This window comes from Allomuricauda sp. NFXS6, from assembly GCF_040148835.1.
Classification (GTDB): Bacteria; Bacteroidota; Bacteroidia; order Flavobacteriales; family Flavobacteriaceae; genus Flagellimonas.
This window is the reverse complement of the sequence record NZ_JAGEMG010000001.1, coordinates 119,053-139,308: the sequence shown is the minus strand read 5'-3', so window position 1 is coordinate 139,308 and position 20,256 is coordinate 119,053. Positions and strand designations below refer to the sequence as shown.

The 20,256-nt window shown below is 41.5% G+C and carries 20 protein-coding genes; 6 read left to right on the top strand and 14 right to left on the bottom strand.

The window, feature by feature from the left end; all coding sequences use genetic code 11:
* The first annotated feature begins 8 nt into the window (after window positions 1-8).
* From J4E06_RS00615 to J4E06_RS00605, 3 genes are read left to right on the top strand one after another with little or no spacing between them, the layout of a single operon-like run.
* Window positions 9-545 (top strand): RNA polymerase sigma factor, encoded by a 537-nt coding sequence (locus J4E06_RS00615; protein WP_349522110.1) that lies wholly within the window; start codon window positions 9-11, stop codon window positions 543-545.
* Window positions 535-1,137 (top strand): hypothetical protein, encoded by a 603-nt coding sequence (locus J4E06_RS00610; RefSeq protein ID WP_349522109.1) that lies wholly within the window; start codon window positions 535-537, stop codon window positions 1,135-1,137. Before J4E06_RS00615 ends, J4E06_RS00610 begins: the two co-directional genes overlap by 11 nt.
* Window positions 1,109-2,560 carry a hypothetical protein gene (locus J4E06_RS00605; protein ID WP_349522108.1) on the top strand — a complete coding sequence of 484 codons (1,452 nt, stop codon included), beginning with the start codon at window positions 1,109-1,111 and terminating at the stop codon, window positions 2,558-2,560. Before J4E06_RS00610 ends, J4E06_RS00605 begins: the two co-directional genes overlap by 29 nt.
* A 78-nt stretch (window positions 2,561-2,638) precedes the next feature.
* Here J4E06_RS00605 and msrA read toward each other — a convergent pair whose 3' ends face one another.
* Window positions 2,639-3,334, bottom strand: coding sequence for a peptide-methionine (S)-S-oxide reductase MsrA (gene msrA / locus J4E06_RS00600; protein ID WP_349522107.1), 696 nt, complete (start codon window positions 3,332-3,334; stop codon window positions 2,639-2,641).
* A 403-nt stretch (window positions 3,335-3,737) separates the two neighbouring features.
* Between msrA and J4E06_RS00595 the strand changes: the two genes are divergently transcribed.
* A complete protein-coding gene (locus J4E06_RS00595) occupies window positions 3,738-3,974 on the top strand; it encodes a hypothetical protein (protein WP_349522106.1) in 237 nt (78 codons plus the stop codon).
* 171 nt (window positions 3,975-4,145) lie between these two features.
* Here J4E06_RS00595 and J4E06_RS00590 read toward each other — a convergent pair whose 3' ends face one another.
* From J4E06_RS00590 to J4E06_RS00555, 8 genes are all read right to left on the bottom strand, one after another.
* On the bottom strand, window positions 4,146-5,366 hold the full coding sequence (locus J4E06_RS00590; protein ID WP_349522105.1) for a sensor histidine kinase: 1,221 nt from the start codon (window positions 5,364-5,366) through the stop codon (window positions 4,146-4,148).
* A 156-nt stretch (window positions 5,367-5,522) separates the two neighbouring features.
* Window positions 5,523-8,885, bottom strand: coding sequence for a preprotein translocase subunit SecA (gene secA, locus J4E06_RS00585; protein WP_349522104.1), 3,363 nt, complete (start codon window positions 8,883-8,885; stop codon window positions 5,523-5,525).
* Window positions 8,886-9,018: 133 nt separating this feature from the next.
* A complete protein-coding gene (locus J4E06_RS00580; protein ID WP_013551418.1) occupies window positions 9,019-9,243 on the bottom strand; it encodes a DUF2795 domain-containing protein in 225 nt (74 codons plus the stop codon).
* A gap of 125 nt (window positions 9,244-9,368) precedes the next feature.
* The gene (locus J4E06_RS00575; RefSeq protein WP_349522103.1) at window positions 9,369-9,926 is read right to left on the bottom strand and encodes a cob(I)yrinic acid a,c-diamide adenosyltransferase; all 558 of its coding nucleotides are present in this window, start codon (window positions 9,924-9,926) and stop codon (window positions 9,369-9,371) included.
* Window positions 9,927-10,032: 106 nt separating this feature from the next.
* A complete protein-coding gene (locus J4E06_RS00570; RefSeq protein WP_349522102.1) occupies window positions 10,033-10,194 on the bottom strand; it encodes a hypothetical protein in 162 nt (53 codons plus the stop codon).
* A gap of 17 nt (window positions 10,195-10,211) precedes the next feature.
* The gene (locus J4E06_RS00565; protein WP_349522101.1) at window positions 10,212-10,709 is read right to left on the bottom strand and encodes a hypothetical protein; all 498 of its coding nucleotides are present in this window, start codon (window positions 10,707-10,709) and stop codon (window positions 10,212-10,214) included.
* Between the two features lie 3 nt (window positions 10,710-10,712).
* Window positions 10,713-12,584 carry an ABC-F family ATP-binding cassette domain-containing protein gene (locus J4E06_RS00560; protein ID WP_349522100.1) on the bottom strand — a complete coding sequence of 624 codons (1,872 nt, stop codon included), beginning with the start codon at window positions 12,582-12,584 and terminating at the stop codon, window positions 10,713-10,715.
* A 21-nt stretch (window positions 12,585-12,605) separates the two neighbouring features.
* Window positions 12,606-13,775, bottom strand: coding sequence for a lipoprotein N-acyltransferase Lnb domain-containing protein (locus J4E06_RS00555; protein ID WP_349522099.1), 1,170 nt, complete (start codon window positions 13,773-13,775; stop codon window positions 12,606-12,608).
* A 102-nt stretch (window positions 13,776-13,877) separates the two neighbouring features.
* Between J4E06_RS00555 and J4E06_RS00550 the strand changes: the two genes are divergently transcribed.
* Window positions 13,878-14,603 (top strand): CDP-alcohol phosphatidyltransferase family protein, encoded by a 726-nt coding sequence (locus J4E06_RS00550; RefSeq protein WP_349522098.1) that lies wholly within the window; start codon window positions 13,878-13,880, stop codon window positions 14,601-14,603.
* A 2-nt stretch (window positions 14,604-14,605) separates the two neighbouring features.
* On the opposite strand, the gene lptB is transcribed toward J4E06_RS00550, so the two are convergent.
* From lptB to J4E06_RS00530, 4 genes are read right to left on the bottom strand one after another with little or no spacing between them, the layout of a single operon-like run.
* On the bottom strand, window positions 14,606-15,346 hold the full coding sequence (lptB, locus tag J4E06_RS00545) for an LPS export ABC transporter ATP-binding protein (RefSeq protein WP_349522097.1): 741 nt from the start codon (window positions 15,344-15,346) through the stop codon (window positions 14,606-14,608).
* A gap of 57 nt (window positions 15,347-15,403) precedes the next feature.
* Complete coding sequence (locus tag J4E06_RS00540) at window positions 15,404-15,754, bottom strand: carboxymuconolactone decarboxylase family protein (protein ID WP_349522096.1); 351 nt, start codon at window positions 15,752-15,754, stop codon at window positions 15,404-15,406.
* Window positions 15,744-16,586, bottom strand: coding sequence for a twin-arginine translocase subunit TatC (gene tatC, locus J4E06_RS00535; protein ID WP_349522095.1), 843 nt, complete (start codon window positions 16,584-16,586; stop codon window positions 15,744-15,746). The genes J4E06_RS00540 and tatC overlap by 11 nt, the downstream gene beginning before the upstream one ends.
* On the bottom strand, window positions 16,586-17,551 hold the full coding sequence (locus J4E06_RS00530) for a KpsF/GutQ family sugar-phosphate isomerase (RefSeq protein ID WP_349522094.1): 966 nt from the start codon (window positions 17,549-17,551) through the stop codon (window positions 16,586-16,588). The genes tatC and J4E06_RS00530 overlap by 1 nt, the downstream gene beginning before the upstream one ends.
* A 195-nt stretch (window positions 17,552-17,746) precedes the next feature.
* Here J4E06_RS00530 and recQ point away from each other — a divergent pair, with 195 nt between their 5' ends.
* Complete coding sequence (gene recQ / locus J4E06_RS00525; protein ID WP_349522093.1) at window positions 17,747-19,948, top strand: DNA helicase RecQ; 2,202 nt, start codon at window positions 17,747-17,749, stop codon at window positions 19,946-19,948.
* Here recQ and J4E06_RS00520 read toward each other — a convergent pair.
* Window positions 19,945-20,256, bottom strand: a complete 312-nt coding sequence (locus J4E06_RS00520) for a CCC motif membrane protein (protein ID WP_349522092.1) — start codon at window positions 20,254-20,256, stop codon at window positions 19,945-19,947. The two genes, recQ and J4E06_RS00520, sit on opposite strands and share 4 nt — an antisense overlap.

Here is a 20,256-nt window from a genome sequence, read left to right as displayed (position 1 = left end):
AACCGAGTGTGCTCCATATTGAGCTTGTAGAAAAGTGCAAGGCAAACGACCGCCAGGCACAAATGAAACTGTACCGTCAGTATTGCGATGGTATGTTCTGTGTGGCTATGCGCTTTCTTAAAAATTCGGACGATGCGGAGGATGTGTTGCAAGATTCGTTTATCAAAGCTTTTCAACGGATTGAACAGTTTAAAGGCGATGTTACCTTTGGGGCCTGGTTGAAAAGAATAGTTGTTAATGGCAGTATCGACTTTTTAAAGTCGAAACACCAGCGAACGGTGGAATTGAACGAAAATTACTTGCAAGTGGCGGAAGAGGACGATTGGACGGTGGAGGAAGGGATTTCCATTGAACAGGTGAAGGAAGCCATTGAGGAGCTGCCCCAAAAATATAGATATGTAGTGCAATTGTTTTTGGTGGAAGGGTATGACCATTCGGAGATAGCTGGAATACTGGGTATCACGGAAACGGCATCTAGAACTCGATTGCTAAGAGGAAAAGCACAATTAAAAGAAAAACTAAAAGATTTGGCTTATGGCACGTGATCTTAGAGAATTGTTTGAAAAGGAAAGGGAGCAGAAACGCTTCAAGATGAAGGATGGGCACGAAGACCGCTTTTTCTCGAAGCTGGAAAAGGAGCTGCCCAACGACCCTCCCAAGAAGAAGGTCATTTCCCTCTGGATGCAGATTGCAGCATCGATTGTGGTGGCTGTGGGACTCTCTTTTTATTACTTCAGCAGTAATGAAGGTCCGGTGGGTACTGATGAAAAAGTTACTGTTGTGGAGCGCAATAATCCAGGTGGTGGAGTTCAGGGTATTTCGTTGGGTGATTTGTCCCCAGACCTTAAAAAAATAGAAACTTATTACACAACTAACATCAACCTACAACTATCGGAATTGGCCGATGACCCAGGAAATAAGGAACTGGTGGATAGTTATATGGATCGATTGGCAGAGCTGAACAAGGAATATCAAAGGCTGAATGAGGAATTGAATGAATTGGGCCCCAACGATCAAACCATTAACGCTTTGATCAATAATTTACAGCTACGCTTGCAGTTATTGCAAAAGTTAAAAACAAAGTTGAATCAATTAAAATCATCAAAAAATGAACAGGAATCATCAAATATTGTGTAGCGGATTGCTTCTTGTCTTGGTCGGGTTTACCGGTCATGCGCAGGACAAGTCCAAAACCTACAAGGAAACTTTCAACGTCAACAATGACACAGAACTGAACATCAATACCAGTTACGCTGATATTGAATTTGAAACGTGGAACAAGGATGAAGTGGAAATTACAGCGATCATCGAACTGGAAGGCGTGGACCAAGAGGAAGCCAATGCTTATTTTGAGCGGGATTTGGTCAAAATAATGGGCAATAGCAAGGAAATAGAGGTAAGTACCGAAGGTGCTGGACCGAGTTATGCCTTCGATTTTCAGGGATTTAATATCGATATTCCTGAAATGCCCTCGGTTGCCGATATTATGGCGAGTGTGGAAATCCCGGAGTTTACCATACCAGAAATCAATGTGATGCCCGCTATGCCTCCCATACCACCGATGCCGCCAATAGAGTTTGATTACGATGCCTATAAAAAGGATGGTGATAAGTATATGAAGGAATGGAAAAAGGAGTTCGACAAAACCTTTGATGATGAATACAAGAAAAGTTTTGAGGAATGGGGCAAGCGTATGGAAAAAATGGCCGAAGAACGTGAGGCCCAAAGAGAAAAGATGAGGGAGGAACGGGAAAAACTCAGGGAAGAACGAGAAAAAGTGCGCGAAGAAATGCATGAACAGCTACGGGAACAGCAAGAAGAACTTCGTGCCCAAAGGGAAGAGCTAAGGAGCGAACAGGCAGAGCTAAGAAAACAGGCACGGGAAGAAGCAAGAACCATTCATGGAAGTCCCAATGTGTTTTATTTTTCTTCTGATGGAAAGCACAAAGAGTATAAGGTCAAAAAACGAATCATCATTAAAATGCCCAAGTACATTAAATTGAACTTGAACGTGAGGCACGGTGAGGTAAAACTTGCCGAAAACACCAAAAACATCAATGCAAGCTTGTCCTACGCAAGCTTGCTTGCCTCTACCATTGAAGGTGCCAATACCGACATTCGGGTATCTTACTCGCCGGTGGTGGTCCAAAATTGGAACTATGGCAGCCTTAGTGCGGATTATTCGGATAAAATCAATTTAAAAGCCGTAAAGCAGCTAAAATTAAATTCCGTATCATCCAATGTGTTGATTGGTAAAATTGCCAACAAGGCTATGCTTAACAATAATTTTGGCATACTCAGTATTGATGAGATTTCCGATAATTTTAATACCATTGACATTTCCATGGAAAATGGAGAGTTGGACTGTAAACTGCCTGTAACACCTTATACCATTTCCGTACATGAGACTATCTCAGACCTTACATACCCGAAGGCTTTAAAATTGACAGCTACCAAGAGCAATGGTTCCAATATCCATACGGGATATCATATTAGTAAAAATGATGGGAAAACCATCAAAATCAACTCCAAATACAGCGAGGTGGTTCTTAAGAACTAGCTTGTTTAAAGATGTCCCAAGGAACCACTCTTTGCTTATTGCCAAAATTTCTTCAACGGCCAAACTACCCTTCAATATTTAGTGTGCATCTTCTTTTAGGTAGGACTCAAAATTCTTTTTAAAACGATTTAATCTGGGAATGGATACATTTCTGATGTAACTGTTATTCGGATTTCGCTTTTCGTAATCCTGATGATACGCTTCGGCCATATAAAATTTGTCAAAAGGCTTTACCTCCGTTACTATGGCTCGGTCGCCATAAACGTTCTCCGCCTCCAGTTTATCAATATAATCCTGAATAATTTTCTTTTGTTTGTCATTCTTATAAAAAGCAATGGAGCGGTATTGTGTTCCGCGGTCCGGCCCCTGTCTGTTTAACGTAGTCGGGTCGTGCGAACCAAAGAATACCTGAACCAATTGCGTAAAGGATATTACATTGGGGTCGTAATATACCTCTACGGCTTCTGCGTGACTGGTTCTGCCATACGAAACCTGTTGGTAGGTCGGGTTTTTCTCCGAACCACCGGAATATCCCGAATATACTTCCTTAACGCCCTTTACGCTTTCAAAAATAGCTTCCACGCACCAAAAACATCCGCTGGCAAAATAAGCGGTCTCATATTCTTGGAGTTGTTCTGCACTCAATTTGGTTGCCATATGGGTTTTTGATTCCTCTTTTTGAGCAACTTCTTGTTTATCGGATTTGTTCTTTGGCTGGCAACTTATGGATGCCAATAAGAGTAGAATTAAAAATGGAGTTCTCACGATGTTCATTTTAGTTTTTTGTTTAGTTGTAATAAGATACCAACAATTACTTGGATGGCCGTTAAAAAATGTTAATCATCCCTTCTATGGGCATAAAACCCGTTCCTCTTTGGTTAGATTGATAAAGGTCAAATAGCGTTGTTTTTTCTTACAAAGAATACATAAATATAATCTTTTTCTTACAAATAAATTATTGCGGTTCAGTAAGTTACTGATGAACTGCATAACAAATTATCGACGAAATGCATATGAGTTCGGTATGTTGATTTTGACCTTAAAAACGTTCGTCGACGATAAAAAACATTTCACCCGAAAAAAATTTATTCACCGAAAGAAAAGGGGTGTTGAGCGATGGAAATCGAGTTGAACTTGTCTGTGAAAGTACTTTTACATTGTAAAACAAACAGAACAAATGAAGACAATTTTCACCATCATCGCAGTAACTTTTTTCGGAACCATGGCTTCTGCCCAAGATATTTCCAAAGAAGCTAAGGTGGACACCATTACCATCGGTGTTGAAATGAAAATTGAAATCAATAATTCTGTTATTAAGGACAGAAAAACAGCTAGGTTGTACAAGTTTAAAAACTCCCGTATAAAAAAGGAGCTTTCTTTCAAAACTAAAAAGAATAGCGCAAAATTGGCATAATCATGATATTGGATGTGGTAATACCTTTTGTGTTGTTCCTTAGTGTTGCTTTTGTTTTGGCAACCATTGCATTTTCCTTAAGGAAAAAAAATTAAAGTTTAAGTTCATGTTGGAATAGGTAAAGATGGGTCGGTGTATTCCGGCCTTTTTTTTTGAAAAAGATAGGGTTGCCTATTGGTCCACTGAGTTAAACTGCTCAATGACCTCCTCAAACTCGATGGTATAGTGAGTACCTTTTTTGGCGTAGTCCCTGGTAATGGAACCTCTAAGCTGCCGTGCCAGGTTATAAATAAGTTTTAATCCCAACGAATTGGTTGTCTTGGGGTTTATTTCCTCGGAATAGCCAATACCATTGTCTCCAAGGTACATTTTGTATCTATTGTCCGCTATTTTTTCTACCGATACATGGATTTTGCCATCACGGACCTCTGCAATACCGTATTTTAAAGCATTGGTTATGGTCTCGTTGATAATCAGTCCCAACGGGATAACGGTGTCAATACTGAGCTTATAGTTTTTAATGTCAAGATTTACATGGACATTGTTGCCACTTCCCTTAACGGAACGTACTAAATAATCGCACAGTTCCTGCACATAGGGTTTAAGCTCTATTTTGGACAGATAGTCATCCCGTTTGTACAGCATTTCGTGGACCATGGCCATAGAAACAACCCTATTTTGACTGCTTTTGATGATATTGCTGATTTTGCTATCATCAATAGAACGGGATTGAAGGCTCAGCAGGCTTGAAACCGTCTGAAGATTGTTCTTGACGCGGTGGTGGACCTCTTTTAAAAGCGTTTCTTTCTCCTCTATGCGTTCCTGGATCTCGTTTCGAGACTTGTACAGTCTGTGATGGGCCCTTAAAAGATTCTTTCCAAAGACTCCACCCAGCAAATACACGGCAAACATCGCGCTCAAATAAGCAAACCAGTGTCTTGATTCTGCCGGAACGGTGTTCTCGGATATTTTGAAATCTCCAATATCATACAGAAAAAGAAGGGTTAGCACGGCTAAATTTAAAATCAAATAAAGTTGGCCAAACACTTTGGTGGTCACATATCCTGCAAAAACAATGATGGCCAAGACAAAAACAAACGGGCTTTCGATTCCCCCACTGTAAAGCGTGATAATGATGGCGCCCAACATGGAAAGGATGGAGGTCGAATTGTAGGTGAACACCAACTTTTCATGCTGTTTGTATAGCAATGTGTTCAACAAGTTGATAAAGGCATAGCCCAAAAAAGTATAGGGAATAACCCCCTTAATATCCAAAAAGAAGAAACACACCAATCCGAAAATGGCAGCAAAGAAGGATGAGTTATAATTAACCTTAAGTATCAAATCAATCTTGTCTTGAATCCTATATGTATCCTTACCAGGAACTTTCATATGCTGCGAGTGAATATTCCCCTACCACAAAAAGTTAAAAATGTGCGGTAGAGTAACTTAATGGGGTGTTTTTAAGCTGTAAATCTAACTATGTTTTTGATATAAAAAAAGTGGCAGCTTTAATAACTGCCACTTTGTGGGTTTTGCGGAGGGGGTTTAGTCGTTTACTAAGACCCATTCACCTTTGTCTATAAGAGGTTCAGCTTGCTTATATTTTACTGTTTTACTCTCGCCGGACATTACATTTTTTATGGTAACCCTTTCATTTCTACCAATTTTCGGTTTTTCACGAACAATGGTTTCGGTTACCTGAGGGCGTTGCCCTTGTGTTTGGCCAGCAGCCCTATTTTGTGCGGCCAATTCATCACTGTTCGGAATTTCTTCTTTAGATGTCTGTATGTTTTCCTTTGGTCTGCGAACATTTCTCGCCTCTTGGATTTGAGTCGTATTCTCGGAAGGCAACTCTCCTTTGAAAAGGAAAGAGATTACTTCACGATTTACTTTGTCGATCATTTCCTTGAAAAGTTCAAAAGCTTCGAACTTATAGATCAGCAACGGATCTTTTTGTTCGTGAACAGCCAACTGTACGGACTGTTTCAATTCGTCCATTTTGCGCAGGTGGGTTTTCCAAGAATCATCTATGATAGCTAAAGTGATGTTTTTCTCAAAATCGGTGATCAACTGTTTTCCATCCGACTTGTAGGCCTTTTCCAAGTTGGTGACCACGTTCAAGGATTTTATGCCGTCCGTAAAAGGAACTACGATGCGCTCGAACTTGTTGGACTCATCCTCGTATACCTTTTTGATGACCTGAAATGCAACCGTTGCGCTACGTTCCATCTTCTGCTTGTAGAAATCGTAGGCCTCATCATTGATTTTGTTCGCGATTTGCTGGAAGCTCATTTTCTTGAACTCCTCTTCACTGATGGGTGACGTGATGGAGAAGTATTTGATGAGCTCGAACTCAAAATTTTTGTAATCATCCGCCATTTTATTGCTCTCGGCAATGGCTTCACAGGTATCATAGATCATATTGGCGATGTCCACTTTTAGGCGCTCACCTTCCAATGCGTGTCTTCTTCTTTTGTAGATGACCTCCCGTTGGGCGTTCATTACATCATCGTACTCCAGCAAACGCTTACGGATACCGAAGTTGTTTTCCTCCACTTTTTTCTGTGCACGCTCAATGGATTTTGTCATCATGGAATGCTGGATCACTTCACCATCTTCCAAGCCCATGCGGTCCATCATTTTGGCGACACGGTCGGACCCGAACAAGCGCATCAGGTTATCTTCCAACGAAACATAAAACTGCGAGCTACCTGGGTCTCCCTGACGTCCGGAACGACCTCTCAACTGTCTGTCCACACGTCTGGAATCGTGGCGCTCCGTACCAATAATGGCCAAACCACCGGCTTCCTTAACATCGGAGGACAATTTAATATCGGTACCCCTACCGGCCATGTTGGTTGCAATGGTCACTACGCCACCTTTACCGGCTTCGGCTACGATATCGGCTTCTTTTTTATGCAGTTTTGCGTTCAATACGTTATGGGGAACCTTGCGTACGCTCAATAATTTGGATAGTAGCTCGGAAACCTCAACGGATGTGGTACCAATCAATACAGGCCTTCCTGATTGAGACATTTTAGTCACCTCATCTATGATGGCATTGTATTTTTCACGTTTGGTCTTGTAGATTAAATCTTGCCTATCATCACGGGCAATGGGTCGGTTGGTTGGAATCTCCATCACGTCCAACTCATAAATTTCCCAAAATTCGCCTGCTTCCGTAACTGCCGTACCTGTCATACCGGACAGCTTGTTGTACATCCTAAAATAATTCTGTAGGGTAACGGTTGCGAACGTCTGGGTCATCGCCTCGATTTTCACGTTCTCCTTGGCCTCAATGGCTTGGTGGAGACCGTCCGAGTAACGACGTCCGTCCATAATACGGCCCGTTTGCTCGTCCACGATCATGACTTTGTTGTTCATTACCACATACTCCACATCTTTTTCAAAAAGGGTGTAGGCTTTTAGCAATTGGGTCATTGTATGGATACGCTCGCTTTTTACGGCGAAATCCTTAAAGAGTTCTTCTTTAAGCTCTGCTTCTTTTTCAATGTCCAGTTCTTGACTTTCGATTTTGGCTATTTCATTGCCAATATCGGGCATTACAAAAAACTCTTTGTCCTGGTCTGTTGAGATATATTCGACACCCCTATCGGTTAGCTCTATCTGATTGTTCTTTTCATCAATCACAAACAACAGGTCTTCGTCCACTTTGGGCATTTCCCTATTGTTGTCCTGCATATAGAAGTTTTCGGTTTTCTGAAGCAATTGCTTTACACCTTCTTCACTCAAAAACTTGATGAGTGCCTTGTTTTTTGGTAGTCCGCGGTGAACGCGAAGCAACAAGAAACCACCTTCTTTGGTGTTTCCTTCCTTGATCAGTTTTTTGGCCTCGGCCAAAACACCTGTTAAATGTTGACGTTGTTTTTGAACAATGTCGGATACCTGTGGCTTGAGTTCATTGAACTCGTGGCGGTCACCTTCGGGAACGGGACCGGATATGATCAATGGCGTACGGGCATCATCAATAAGCACGGAATCTACCTCATCCACAATGGCGTAGTGGTGGGGGCGCTGTACCAAATCATCTGGTGTGTGCGCCATGTTGTCCCGCAAGTAATCAAACCCGAATTCGTTGTTGGTTCCGTAGGTAATATCGGCATTGTAAGCGGCCCTTCTTCCATCGGAGTTGGGTTTGTGCTTATCGATACAGTCCACGGAAAGGCCATGGAATTCAAATATGGGAGCCATCCAAGCACTGTCCCTTTTGGCAAGGTAATCGTTAACGGTTACCAAGTGAGCTCCTTTTCCTACCAAGGCATTGAGGTAGAGTGGGAGCGTGGCCACCAAGGTTTTACCTTCACCCGTTTGCATCTCGGCAATTTTACCTTGATGCAGGGCAATACCACCGATAAGCTGCACGTCGTAATGCACCATGTCCCAGGTTACTTCTTTTCCTGCTGCATCCCATGAGTTTAGCCAAACCGCTTTATCTCCGTCCAAAGAAACGTAATCTTTGTCTCCGGAAAGTACCCTGTCGAATTCGCTGGCCGTGACCGTAAGTGTTTCGTTGGCAACAAATCGCTTGGCAGTTTCCTTTACCACGGCAAAGGCTTCGGGCAGAATATCTTCCAATGTTTTTTCAGAAATTGTATAGGCTTCTTCGTTGAGCTTGTCGATTTCAGCGTAGATTTCTTCGTTACGGTCAATATCGTTGGAATTTTCAACTTCTGCTTTTAGCTCGGCAATCTTATCGTTAATTTCCTTGCAGTCCTCGGCTATTCTTGCTTTAAAAGCAACGGTTTTTGCTCTCAGTTCGTCATGTGATAATCCTTCTAGTTGTTTCTCAAAGGATTTTATCTCATTCACCAAAGGCTGTAACGATTTTACATCCTTCTCCGATTTATCTCCTACAAATACCTTAAGTACGGAATTAATAAAACTCATGAAATATTTTTTCTATTGAATGTCAAAAGCTGTTCCATTGATGGGATTCCAATGCAATTCTTTCGCTAGGCTGTCAAAATTACATAAAAAAAAGCCTCAAATGAGACTTTTTAACGCGGTTTGTTTTTTGAAACTAATATTCATCCTCGTTCCAGAGGTAATCCTCTTCGGTGGGATAATCCGGCCAAATTTCTTCGATGGATTCGTATATCTCGCCTCCTTCTTCTTCCATCGATTGTAAATTCTCTACAACTTCCAACGGCGCTCCTGTTCGAATCGCATAATCTATCAGTTCGTCTTTGGTTGCTGGCCAAGGCGCATCACTTAAATATGAAGCTAATTCTAAAGTCCAGTACATAGTAACGGTTTGATTTTAAATTTTTTGCAAAAGTAATTTTTAAACTCAATCTGCCAAGTAAAAACACAATTATTTAAAAATTATTTTATTGTTGACAAAACAATTGGGATAAAAAAACGATTTTGTCAGTCCAACTTCTCAGGAATCCACTTGACCTCTTGAGCATTTAAATCTTTGGACAACTTGCGTGCCAGAACAAATAAATAATCGGAAAGACGGTTGATATAGGAAAGCACATTGTCCGGTACAGGCTCATTTTCATGCAGATACGAAATCATACGCTCTCCACGCCTACAAACCGTTCTGGCGATATGACAGTATGACACGGTGGTGTGTCCTCCCGGAAGGATAAAATGTGTCATTTCCGGAAGATCTTCGTTCATTTGGTCCATTTCCTGCTCCAAAAGCGCTATATCCTCAGAACTGATTCTTGGAATTTTGAGTCTATTGTCCTTTTTGGGCTCTGTGGCCAATATGGAACCTACCGTAAAAAGTTTTTCTTGGATCAAGGCGAGCGTTTTTTTGCTGTGCTTGTCCATATCCTGGTCACGCAAAAGCCCTAAATGGGAATTGAGCTCATCAATGGTGCCGTAACTTTCTATACGTGCGTGGTGCTTTGGGACACGGGTGCCCGTAAATAACGATGTAGTGCCCTTATCTCCCGTTTTGGTATATATCTTCATAGTGTCAGTTATCAATGTTCAATAATCAATTAACAATTATCCGTAATGGCTGTTTACAGAATTTTGGAATGTCATTGTTAATTTCATAATGATTACTGTACATTGCTCATTGTTTATTGTTTTTATCGTGTTGTCTTTTGCCCTCCATAAACTTTCGGGACTTTCTTCGCTTTGTTGCTTTTCTGTTTCTGAACAAGATAATTAAATAAATGAGCCCCAAAACGGCCAATACATACCAAATGGTGTTATCTGATGCTATATTTTCCATAACCTAAAATTACCGCTTTAAATCCGAATCCTGAAATGTTCCTTTACCTGCTCCCTTCTAATGGAAATAAGTCCGCAATAATACATATCGATGCTTACCGTAACCTCTGGTAGGGCAATCAACTGGTTCCATTGTTCCAAATTTTGTTGATTGGCATAAATTGAATCGATCAGAATAAGACTATCGTTGTGCAATTTTCCTTCGGAAAGTATTTTTTCAAAGCTGGAAGCACTCAATTCGTTTATAAAAAGGAGGTCAACAGTGTTTTTATCAAACTGTACCTCGGGAAAATTTTGTTTTACCAATTCCCTGATAGATTTATTATGTACCGAAACACCATCAAAATTGAAATACGAAATGGTCTTGAGCAGCAAATTGATGCTTTTGTTCTTGTGAAGCCTTTTTTTGGAATAGAGGCATTGGGTCACATAACTGAACACAAAAGGGGAGTGAACCCCGTGTTGATTGGTGGATTTGGCCAGAAACTTTAGATATGAAACAAACCGAAACCACATTGTTTAGCCTTCAATAATGGAAGAAAGTTCGAACCAGCGCTCTGTTTTTTCTTCAATGGCGTCCGTGATTTCTTTTAGTTCAATGGACAGATCTGCAATTTGATCCCCATCCAATTCTGGATCTGTGAATTTGCTTTGGAGCACTCCTTTTTTCTCTTCCAATTTTTTGATGTCCTTTTCCAGTTGTTTGTATTCTTTTTGCTCTGCATAGGAAAGTTTGCCTCCACTGGTGTCCCTCCAAGTATTTTCGGTTTTTTCTGAAGAAGGGGTCTTATTCTCCCTTTCCTCAAGTACTTTACTATTCTCGTAAACCCGGTAATCGGAGTAGTTGCCCGGAAAGTCCTCTACAATCCCTTCACCTCTGAAGACAAACAAATGATCCACAATTTTATCCATAAAATAGCGGTCGTGGGAGACCACGATCAAACATCCTGGAAAATCCAACAAGAAACTTTCCAGTACGTTCAAGGTAACAATGTCCAGATCGTTGGTGGGCTCATCCAGAATAAGGAAATTGGGGTTTTGAATCAGTACGGTACACAAGTACAAACGCTTGCGTTCGCCACCACTTAGTTTTTCAACAAAATCATATTGTTTTTTACGGTCAAAAAGAAAACGCTCCAATAATTGTTGCGCAGAGATTTGACGTCCTTTTTTTAATGGAATGTAATCTCCGTACTCTCGAATAACATCAATTACTTTTTGGCCCTCCTTGACAGGAATTCCCTTTTGGGTGTAGTATCCAAATTTTACGGTATCGCCAACCACAACCTTGCCCCCTTCAATAGCTTCCTGTTGTGTGAGGATATTCAGAAACGTGGATTTTCCTGTTCCGTTTTTCCCGATGATTCCGATCCGTTCACCTTTGGTGAAGTTGTAATCGAACTTATCCAATATGGTTTTGTCCCCATAGGATTTTGAAACATTGTGCAATTCCAAAATCTTGCTTCCCAAGCGTTCCATGTTCAGTTCCAGTTGCACCTCATGCTCTTGGCGACGCTGGTGGGCACGTGCTTTTATTTCAGCAAAATCATCAATACGGGATTTGGATTTTGTGGTACGGGCCTTGGGTTGTCTCCGCATCCAATCCAGTTCCTTTTTGTACAGCATTTTAGATTTTTGCTGTTCTACCGCTTCACGCTCCATTCGGGCCTCCTTTTCGCTTAAATAATAGGAGTAGTTTCCCTTGTAGGTGAACAGTTGATTGTTGTCCAGCTCCAAAATTTCATTGCATACCCTGTCCAAAAAATAACGGTCGTGCGTGACCATAAACAAGGTGATATTTTCTTTGGCAAAGTGAGCTTCCAGCCATTCGATCATTTCAAGGTCCAAATGGTTGGTGGGCTCATCCAGAATCAACAAATCGGGTTTGTTGAGCAAGGCATTGGCCAAGGCCAATCGTTTTTTTTGTCCGCCCGAAAGCGTACTCACTTTGGCATCGAGTTTGGAAAGCTGTAATTGAAAAAGGATTTGTTTGTATTGCGTTTCAAAATCCCAGGCATTGTGGCGCTCCATGGCCTCAAAAGCCTTTTGGTATTGATCGGTATCCTCTGGATTCTCCACGGCTTTTTCGTAAGCGGAAATCACTTTTAGTATTTCACTGTCGGTGGCAAAAATGGTCTCCTCAATCGTCAAATTGGGGTTCAAATTGGGTTCTTGCTCCAAAAATGAAATCTTGATACCTTTTCGGGTGGTTACTTGGCCTGTCTCGGAGGTATCTTTACCTGCCATAATGTTGAGAATGGACGTTTTACCACTTCCGTTTTTGGCAATAAGGGCAATCTTTTGGTCTTTATTGATTCCAAAAGAAATATCGGAGAAGAGCACCAGCTCCCCATACGATTTTGATATGTTTTCGACCGTTAATAAGTTCATGGGTGTTGTTTGTGCGCCAGCCTATAGTTTGGAATACTTGATCATGTACAGGTATCGGATAGCCAGGGTCAAAAGTAACGGAATAAGCACAGGAGAAAAAATCTGGACCTTAATTATCCAAAGCAATAACACTATGCCGATCAACACCAAGGCGTACCATAAATATTTTGAAACCCATTGTGGCACCTTATCTTGAACTACCAGGGCAAAGGCAACTATGATATTTATGGGGAATGCCCATAAAATATTGTAGTTGTACGGGGTAGAGGTGTGATCGGCCGCTACCCAAAGCAAGAACAGGAAGGTTCCCGCAAAACCTGTTATAAACAACAGCGAAAAGTCCAGCCAACGGCTACGTGCTTTGTGTTTGTAATCAAAATAGGTGATGATTCCAGTGAAAGCCAATAGCAAAATGAACCAAAATAATGGTGATAGCGGAAAAAAACTTTGTTGCGTGTGTTCGCTGTAATCCAAAATGGTGCGTTCTCGCTTTACCAAAGGAGCTCCATCCAATGTGGTGTTTCGCATCTGCTCCATGGCATAATAGGGCAAAAATATATGTTCCAGAACGGTGGCCTTTCTGTCAACTGGTGACCCAAAAGCCAAGTCAATCCCAAACATGGACCAAGTATTCACATCCATAAACTGACGCACCAATTGGCGGAAGGTGTATCGTTTTTCGAGATGGGAGTCGTCAAAAACAACGGCATCTCCAAATTGTTCTTTTAAAATATCGCCAGTAATGCTGGAGCAGTTGTTCAATAGAGGGTCATAGGGGTAATCCCGATTTTGTGGCAGATAGTTTTCTTCAAAAAAGGCAAGGAGCTGATTGCGTTGTTCCAGATTAAGGTCCAAAATCTGTTCTTTCACCCATCTTTTTTCCAGTTCGTATTCGTAAAGGAAGGTTTCAAAATTTCTCCGGGAAAGGGAATATATCATTCTACCTTTGGTGAAGTTCAAATAAAAGTTAGGTTGATTGAAATCGAAAGTACCGTAATTGTAGACCACATCAATACCAAGTGATGGGTCCTGTACACGGAAAGCTGTGTGCCCGAAAGCGGAATAGAGTTCGTCACCCGCTGCACAGGTAAGCAAGCTTATCTTTGAATTTTCGGTAAGTTCTGGGGCTTGGGAAAAAAGGAATTTCCCGATAATCAAGAAAAAAAATAATAGATGGAGCTTTCGTCTCATTCTGATTTTTATCAAAGCAAATATCAGAATAAAAACGACTCGGTCTGCCATACGTTGCCCACAGTTTAATTTTTCCTTTATTTTTACGGAAATCTTAATTGTATGAAGTCCTATATTCCCAATTTTTTAACCTTGCTCAATGTGTTGAGCGGCTGTGTTGCGACGGTGTTTGCAGTGCTGAATCATTTGGAATGGGCCGCACTTTTTGTGTTTATCGGGATTTTCTTTGACTTTTTTGATGGTCTCGCAGCTAGGGCACTTAATGTACAAAGTGAAATTGGGATACAACTGGATTCCTTAGCAGATGTAATTACCAGCGGTTTGGTACCGGGAGTGGTGATGTTTCAATTGTTGAGCATGGCCGAACGAGGTGGATGGAATCTTGGTTTTATTGGTCACGATGCAGAGATTACCCTGTTGCCTTTTGTTGGTTTTGCTATAACACTGGCTTCGGCCTACCGATTGGCCAAGTTTAATGTAGATGAAAATCAGGTATCCTCATTTATAGGGCTGCCAACACCGGCCAATGCACTTATGATTTTGTCGTTGCCCATGATTCTTCTGTACCATAACAACGAAGAGCTGAACAACATCATCCTAAATCCTTGGTTTTTAGTGTTTTTGACGGTTTTGAGCTCTTACTTGTTGAACTCTCCCATCAAACTATTTGCCTTGAAATTCAAAAATAAAAGCTTTAAGGACAATGGAATTCGTTACTTGTTCATTATCGGAAGCTTGGTAATGCTGCTAACGCTGCGTTTTTTGGCAATACCTGTGATAATTCTCTTTTATGTTTTGGCTTCTTTGCTGATGCCTTCGGAAAAGTAGTTTTAAAAATCCAGCTTCTTTTTTCGTAGCTCAAAGTTTTGCCCTAGATACACTTTTCTTACCATTTCATCCATAGCGAGTTCTTCGGGAATCCCTGCTTTTAGGATGCCACCTTCGAACATTAAGTAAGATCTTTCGGTAATGGCCAGAGTTTCTTGAACGTTGTGGTCGGTAATCAAAATACCAATGTTTTTGTTCTTCAACTGGGCCACAATGCGCTGAATGTCCTCCACGGCTACCGGGTCAACCCCGGCAAACGGTTCATCCAACAATATAAATTTAGGGTCGGTGGCTAAAGCGCGCGCAATTTCGGTGCGGCGGCGCTCACCACCGGAGAGTAGGTCTCCTCGGTTTTTGCGAATATGTCCCAGACCAAACTCATCGATGAGGGACTCCATCTTCATATGTTGTTCCTTTTTACTCAAATTAGTAAGCTGCAACACGCTGAGGATATTTTTTTCTATGCTCAGTTTTCGGAAAACGGATGCTTCTTGCGCCAAATAGCCAATACCGTGCTGTGCCCTTTTGTACATAGGGAAACTGGTAATGTTGGTGCCATCCAAGTAAATATTTCCGCTATTGGGTTTTATCAAGCCTACAATCATATAGAACGAAGTGGTTTTACCCGCTCCATTGGGCCCCAAAAGACCAACAATTTCCCCTTGATTTACTTCAAGGGAAATGCCTTTAACAACTTTTCGCCCACGATAGGCCTTCATTATGTTTTCTGCGCGTAGCTTCATAGGAACTTGCCAAAACTAAACATATTCTTTTTCTGCTGTATGGTCTTTTGGTTTTTTTTAAGCTTCGCTTTCCTCCAAATCTTCCCAATACTCGTAGGCGCGTCGCAAATGGGGTATTACAATGGTTCCGCCCACCAAAGTGGCGATGCCAAGGGTTTCCATTACCTCTTTTTTATCAGCGCCAGCTTCTTTGGAGCTTTCCAAATGGTACTTTACACAGTCGTCGCAACGGAGTACCGCAGAGGCGACCAATCCCAATAATTCTTTGGTTTTGACATCCAAGGCACCTTCCATAAAGGCGTTGGTGTCCAGGTTGAAAATACGTTTTATGAGCTTGTTGTTCTCTGCAAGCAGCTTATCGTTCATCTTTGCACGATAGGCATTGAACTCTTCTACTTTATTTGGCATTGTTTCTGGCTTTCTCTTTTTTAGCTTCGTTTTTAACTACCATTTTGGAAATATATATGCTCACCTGATACAAAATAAGCACGGGTATGCATACTAATATTTGACTGGTCACATCCGGAGGTGTAATGATCGCGGATAGAATCAGAATAATTACCAAGGCTATTTTTCGGTATTTCTTAAGAATTTCCGGGGTTACCAGTCCAACTTTGGTCAGGAAAAAAATAATGATCGGCAACTCAAACATGATACCACAGGCAATAACGGATGCCCTTACTGTTCCCACGTAGGATGCCAAATCGATTTCGTTCAATACTTCTTTACTTACTTGGTACGACCCCAAAAAGTTGATGGACAATGGAGCTACCACATAGTATCCGAACAATACACCAAGGAAAAACAATCCCGATGCCGTAATAATGAATCCTCTGGAATGTTTCCTTTCGTTCTCGTAAAGTCCAGGACTGATGAATTTCCACAATTCCCACAGAATATAGGGGAATCCAAGAATTACCCCTGCCCAAATGGAAGTCCAGATGTGTGCGGAGAACTGTCCTGCCATTAATCTACTCTGGATGGTGAACGGTAAGGAGTCCCCACAAAATTCCGAGTCTATCCCGAAAAACTTTCCAATGTTGCAGAAGAACTGATAGGTGGGAAAGTCCATATTTTTAGGACCAAATAAAATCGTATCAAAAATAAAGCCCTTGAATGCAAAGGCCACACAGGCAATGATTACAACTGCCAAGGTGGAGCGTACCAAATGCCAACGCAATTCTTCCAAATGGTCCAAAAAGGACATTTCATCCGGGCTTTTTCTCTCTTTTTTTGCCATTATAGGATTCCCTCGTTTATAAGGTTATGGATGTGGACCACTCCTGCATAGGTTTCACCGTCAAAGGCCAACAATTGAGATATGCTCTTTTCTTGCAATAGTTTTAAAGCCTTTACGGCCAAAGTATCCGTATCTATTGTTTTGGGATTGGAGGTCATGATATCTCTGGCGGTCAGTCCACTTATATTATCGTATTTACTCAACATTCTTCTCACGTCGCCATCGGTTACAATGCCAACCACTTTACCCTGATCCAGCACAGCGGTAACACCCAACATTTTTTCGGATATTTCCATGATCACCTCTTTAATGTCCGCATTGATATCGACTTGGGGTTTTTGATTCTTAACCACAATATCGGCGACGCGCAAATATAGCTTCTTTCCCAAAGCTCCACCAGGGTGATACTTGGCAAAGTCAGAACTGCTGAATCCTTTGAGTTCCAAAAGACTTATCGCAAGGGCATCGCCCATGGACATTTGCGCGGAGGTACTTGTGGTAGGTGCCAAATTATTGGGGCAAGCCTCTTTTTCCACATAGGTGTTCAGGACAAAATCGGCCTGTTTGGCCAATACGGAGTCCATATTGCCTGTAATACCGATAAGTTTGTGATTTCCTGATTTAATCAAAGGAAGCAAAGCTTTGATCTCGGGAGTGTTTCCGCTTTGGGATAGGCAAATCACCACGTCGTTTTGTTGAATGGTGCCCAAATCGCCATGAATGGCATCTGCGGCATGCATAAAAATGGCCGGGGTTCCCGTAGAGTTCAATGTCGCTACAATTTTTGATGCTACAATGGCACTCTTGCCAACGCCCGAAACAATGACTCTTCCGTCGGATTCCAAAATATGTTGTACGGCATGCGCAAATTGATCATCCAAAAGGCCAATCAAATGGGCTACGGCCTTGCTCTCGATTTCAAGGGTCCGTTTTGCAATGGCTAATATTGATTGTATGTCGCTCAAAGTATTAAAAAGTAATAAACCGATTTACTGATTGTATTCCTAAAAGAATGTGTTATATTTAAGATTACAAAACTAATCAAACTATCTTTTACAGACTATTATGGAAGTGAGAATACATTCATCTGTACAAGAAAGGTAAATATGAAAGCTTTAACTGCCTTTTAGGCTGCTTGTTATAAATTGAAAAATGCGGAAATGAGCCTAACAAACACTGATTTGCATTCCTCGCTCAAAAAATATTTTGGTTTCTCAAAGTTTAAAGGATTACAAGAAGGTGTAATTCAAAATATACTTAGTGGCAACGATACCTTTGTGATAATGCCCACGGGAGGGGGGAAATCCTTGTGCTATCAATTGCCCGCGCTTATGGAGGAGGGGACCGCGATCATTGTTTCACCCTTGATCGCATTAATGAAAAACCAAGTGGATGCCATACGCGGCATATCCGAGGAACATGGCATTGCACATGTATTAAACTCTTCTTTGACCAAAACCGAGGTAAAACAGGTGAAACAAGATATTGCCAATGGGGTGACCAAATTATTGTACGTAGCCCCCGAATCTTTAACCAAGGAGGAAAACGTAGATTTTCTTAAGAAAGTGAAGCTTTCCTTTGTTGCGGTTGATGAGGCTCACTGTATCTCCGAATGGGGGCACGATTTTAGACCGGAGTATCGAAATCTTCGCGGCATCATCAATAGGTTGGGCGACAACATTCCCATTATCGGGCTTACCGCCACGGCAACACCCAAGGTACAAGAAGATATTATTAAAAATTTGGGTATGACGGATGCTAAAGTCTTCAAGGCATCGTTCAACCGCCCCAATTTATTTTACGAAGTACGTCCCAAAACCAAGGATGTCGATGCCGATATCATTCGTTTTGTAAAGCAGAACCAAGGAAAGTCAGGGATTATATATTGTTTGAGCCGTAAAAGGGTTGAAGAACTGGCTCAAGTACTGCAGGTGAATGGTGTTAGTGCCGTTCCCTATCACGCTGGGTTTGATGCCAAGACCCGTTCCAAATATCAGGATATGTTCTTGATGGAAGAGGTTGATGTGGTCGTGGCCACAATTGCCTTTGGAATGGGAATAGACAAACCTGATGTGCGTTTTGTGATCCACCACGATATTCCCAAAAGTATTGAAAGCTATTACCAGGAAACCGGACGAGCAGGAAGGGATGGGGGCGAAGGTCATTGTTTGGCCTACTATGCTTACAAGGATGTGGAAAAGCTGGAAAAGTTTATGTCTGGCAAGCCCGTGGCGGAACAAGAAATTGGAAATGCATTGCTACAAGAAATTGTGGCCTATGCTGAGACGTCCATGTCCCGTAGAAAATTTATACTACATTACTTCGGCGAAGATTTTGATGAGGTAAACGGTGAGGGGGCGGATATGGACGATAATGCCAGAAACCCTAAACCCAAAGAAGAAGCAAAGGAACAGGTGGTCAAGCTTTTGAGTGTCGTAAGGGATACCAACGAAAAATTTAAGACCAAAGAAATTGTCAGGGTTTTGATCGGTAAGACCAATGCTATGATATCCTCTCATAAAACGGATGAAAAAAGTTTTTTTGGCATAGGCAAGGACCATGACAAGGAATTTTGGATGGCCTTGGCCAGACAAGTTTTGGTTGCCGGTCTTCTAAAAAAGGAAATTGAGCGATACGGAATTCTTCACTTGACCGATTTGGGAAAAAAATACATGGAAAACCCAAAATCTTTTATGATGACGAAAGACCATGTATATTCCAAAGAGGATACGGGTAATATTGTCATTGCAGAAAAATCCAATGGTGCTGTTGCCGATGAGAATTTATTGAGATTGCTTAAAGATCTCCGAAAAAAAGAGGCGCAAAAAAGAGAAGTACCGCCATTTGTGGTTTTCCAAGACCCATCTTTGGAGGATATGTCCCTAAAATATCCCGTTACCATGCAAGAGCTTCTCAATATTCAAGGGGTGGGAGAGGGAAAAGCAAAAAAATATGGAAAAGCCTTTGTGGATTTGATTTCCAAATATGTGGAGGAAAATGATATTGTAAGACCGGACGATCTTGTAGTAAAAAGTACAGGGGCCAATTCCGGCTTAAAACTATATGTGATTCAAAGCGTGGACAGAAAATTGGCATTGGACGATATTGCTTCTGCCAAAGGATTGGAACTGCCCGAATTGATCAGGGAGATGGAACAAATTGTATTTAGCGGTACCAAGTTGAACATCGGTTATTGGATAGATGAAATCCTTGACGAGGATCAACAAGAAGAAATACACGACTACTTTTTGGAAGCGGATTCGGATTCCATTTCTGCTGCCGTTGATGAATTTGATGGTGACTACGAAGATGAAGAACTCCGTTTGTACCGACTAAAATTTATAAGTGAAGTGGCGAATTAAAATTCGCCACTCAACTCTCCTGTTGTAATTGCCGCTATTATAAATCCAAAGTAAAGAATTACGAACACCAAGGAAATAAGTGACAAAGCCAATCCAATATAGGAAAGGATTTTGCCGGTTTTTACATTGCTGTAATCCGTGTAATTTTCTGGGCTTTCTCGATATAGTTGGTCAGCGGTCTTCGCTTTTACCAATCCAATAATGCTGAAGATGGCCCCAAAAGGACCACAGCAGAACAAAGTACCGACAATGGAGAGTATCCCCATTGTCAACACTGTGCTTGCCCCGGGTAAGGGTTGTTGGCTCAT

What these genes read in the sequence shown, in the direction of transcription:
- J4E06_RS00610 (WP_349522109.1), top strand. Translation starts at nt 535, where the DNA reads ATGGCACGTGATCTTAGAGAATTGTTTGAAAAGGAAAGGGAGCAGAAA.
- J4E06_RS00605 (WP_349522108.1), top strand. Translation starts at nt 1,109, where the DNA reads ATGAACAGGAATCATCAAATATTGTGTAGCGGATTGCTTCTTGTCTTG.
- msrA (WP_349522107.1), bottom strand. Translation starts at nt 3,334, where the DNA reads ATGAACATCGTGAGAACTCCATTTTTAATTCTACTCTTATTGGCATCC.
- J4E06_RS00595 (WP_349522106.1), top strand. Translation starts at nt 3,738, where the DNA reads ATGAAGACAATTTTCACCATCATCGCAGTAACTTTTTTCGGAACCATG.
- J4E06_RS00590 (WP_349522105.1), bottom strand. Translation starts at nt 5,366, where the DNA reads ATGAAAGTTCCTGGTAAGGATACATATAGGATTCAAGACAAGATTGAT.
- secA (WP_349522104.1), bottom strand. Translation starts at nt 8,885, where the DNA reads ATGAGTTTTATTAATTCCGTACTTAAGGTATTTGTAGGAGATAAATCG.
- J4E06_RS00580 (WP_013551418.1), bottom strand. Translation starts at nt 9,243, where the DNA reads ATGTACTGGACTTTAGAATTAGCTTCATATTTAAGTGATGCGCCTTGG.
- J4E06_RS00575 (WP_349522103.1), bottom strand. Translation starts at nt 9,926, where the DNA reads ATGAAGATATATACCAAAACGGGAGATAAGGGCACTACATCGTTATTT.
- J4E06_RS00570 (WP_349522102.1), bottom strand. Translation starts at nt 10,194, where the DNA reads ATGGAAAATATAGCATCAGATAACACCATTTGGTATGTATTGGCCGTT.
- J4E06_RS00565 (WP_349522101.1), bottom strand. Translation starts at nt 10,709, where the DNA reads ATGTGGTTTCGGTTTGTTTCATATCTAAAGTTTCTGGCCAAATCCACC.
- J4E06_RS00560 (WP_349522100.1), bottom strand. Translation starts at nt 12,584, where the DNA reads ATGAACTTATTAACGGTCGAAAACATATCAAAATCGTATGGGGAGCTG.
- J4E06_RS00555 (WP_349522099.1), bottom strand. Translation starts at nt 13,775, where the DNA reads ATGAGACGAAAGCTCCATCTATTATTTTTTTTCTTGATTATCGGGAAA.
- J4E06_RS00550 (WP_349522098.1), top strand. Translation starts at nt 13,878, where the DNA reads ATGAAGTCCTATATTCCCAATTTTTTAACCTTGCTCAATGTGTTGAGC.
- lptB (WP_349522097.1), bottom strand. Translation starts at nt 15,346, where the DNA reads ATGAAGCTACGCGCAGAAAACATAATGAAGGCCTATCGTGGGCGAAAA.
- J4E06_RS00540 (WP_349522096.1), bottom strand. Translation starts at nt 15,754, where the DNA reads ATGCCAAATAAAGTAGAAGAGTTCAATGCCTATCGTGCAAAGATGAAC.
- tatC (WP_349522095.1), bottom strand. Translation starts at nt 16,586, where the DNA reads ATGGCAAAAAAAGAGAGAAAAAGCCCGGATGAAATGTCCTTTTTGGAC.
- recQ (WP_349522093.1), top strand. Translation starts at nt 17,747, where the DNA reads ATGAGCCTAACAAACACTGATTTGCATTCCTCGCTCAAAAAATATTTT.
- J4E06_RS00520 (WP_349522092.1), bottom strand. Translation starts at nt 20,256, where the DNA reads ATGAGCCAACAACCCTTACCCGGGGCAAGCACAGTGTTGACAATGGGG.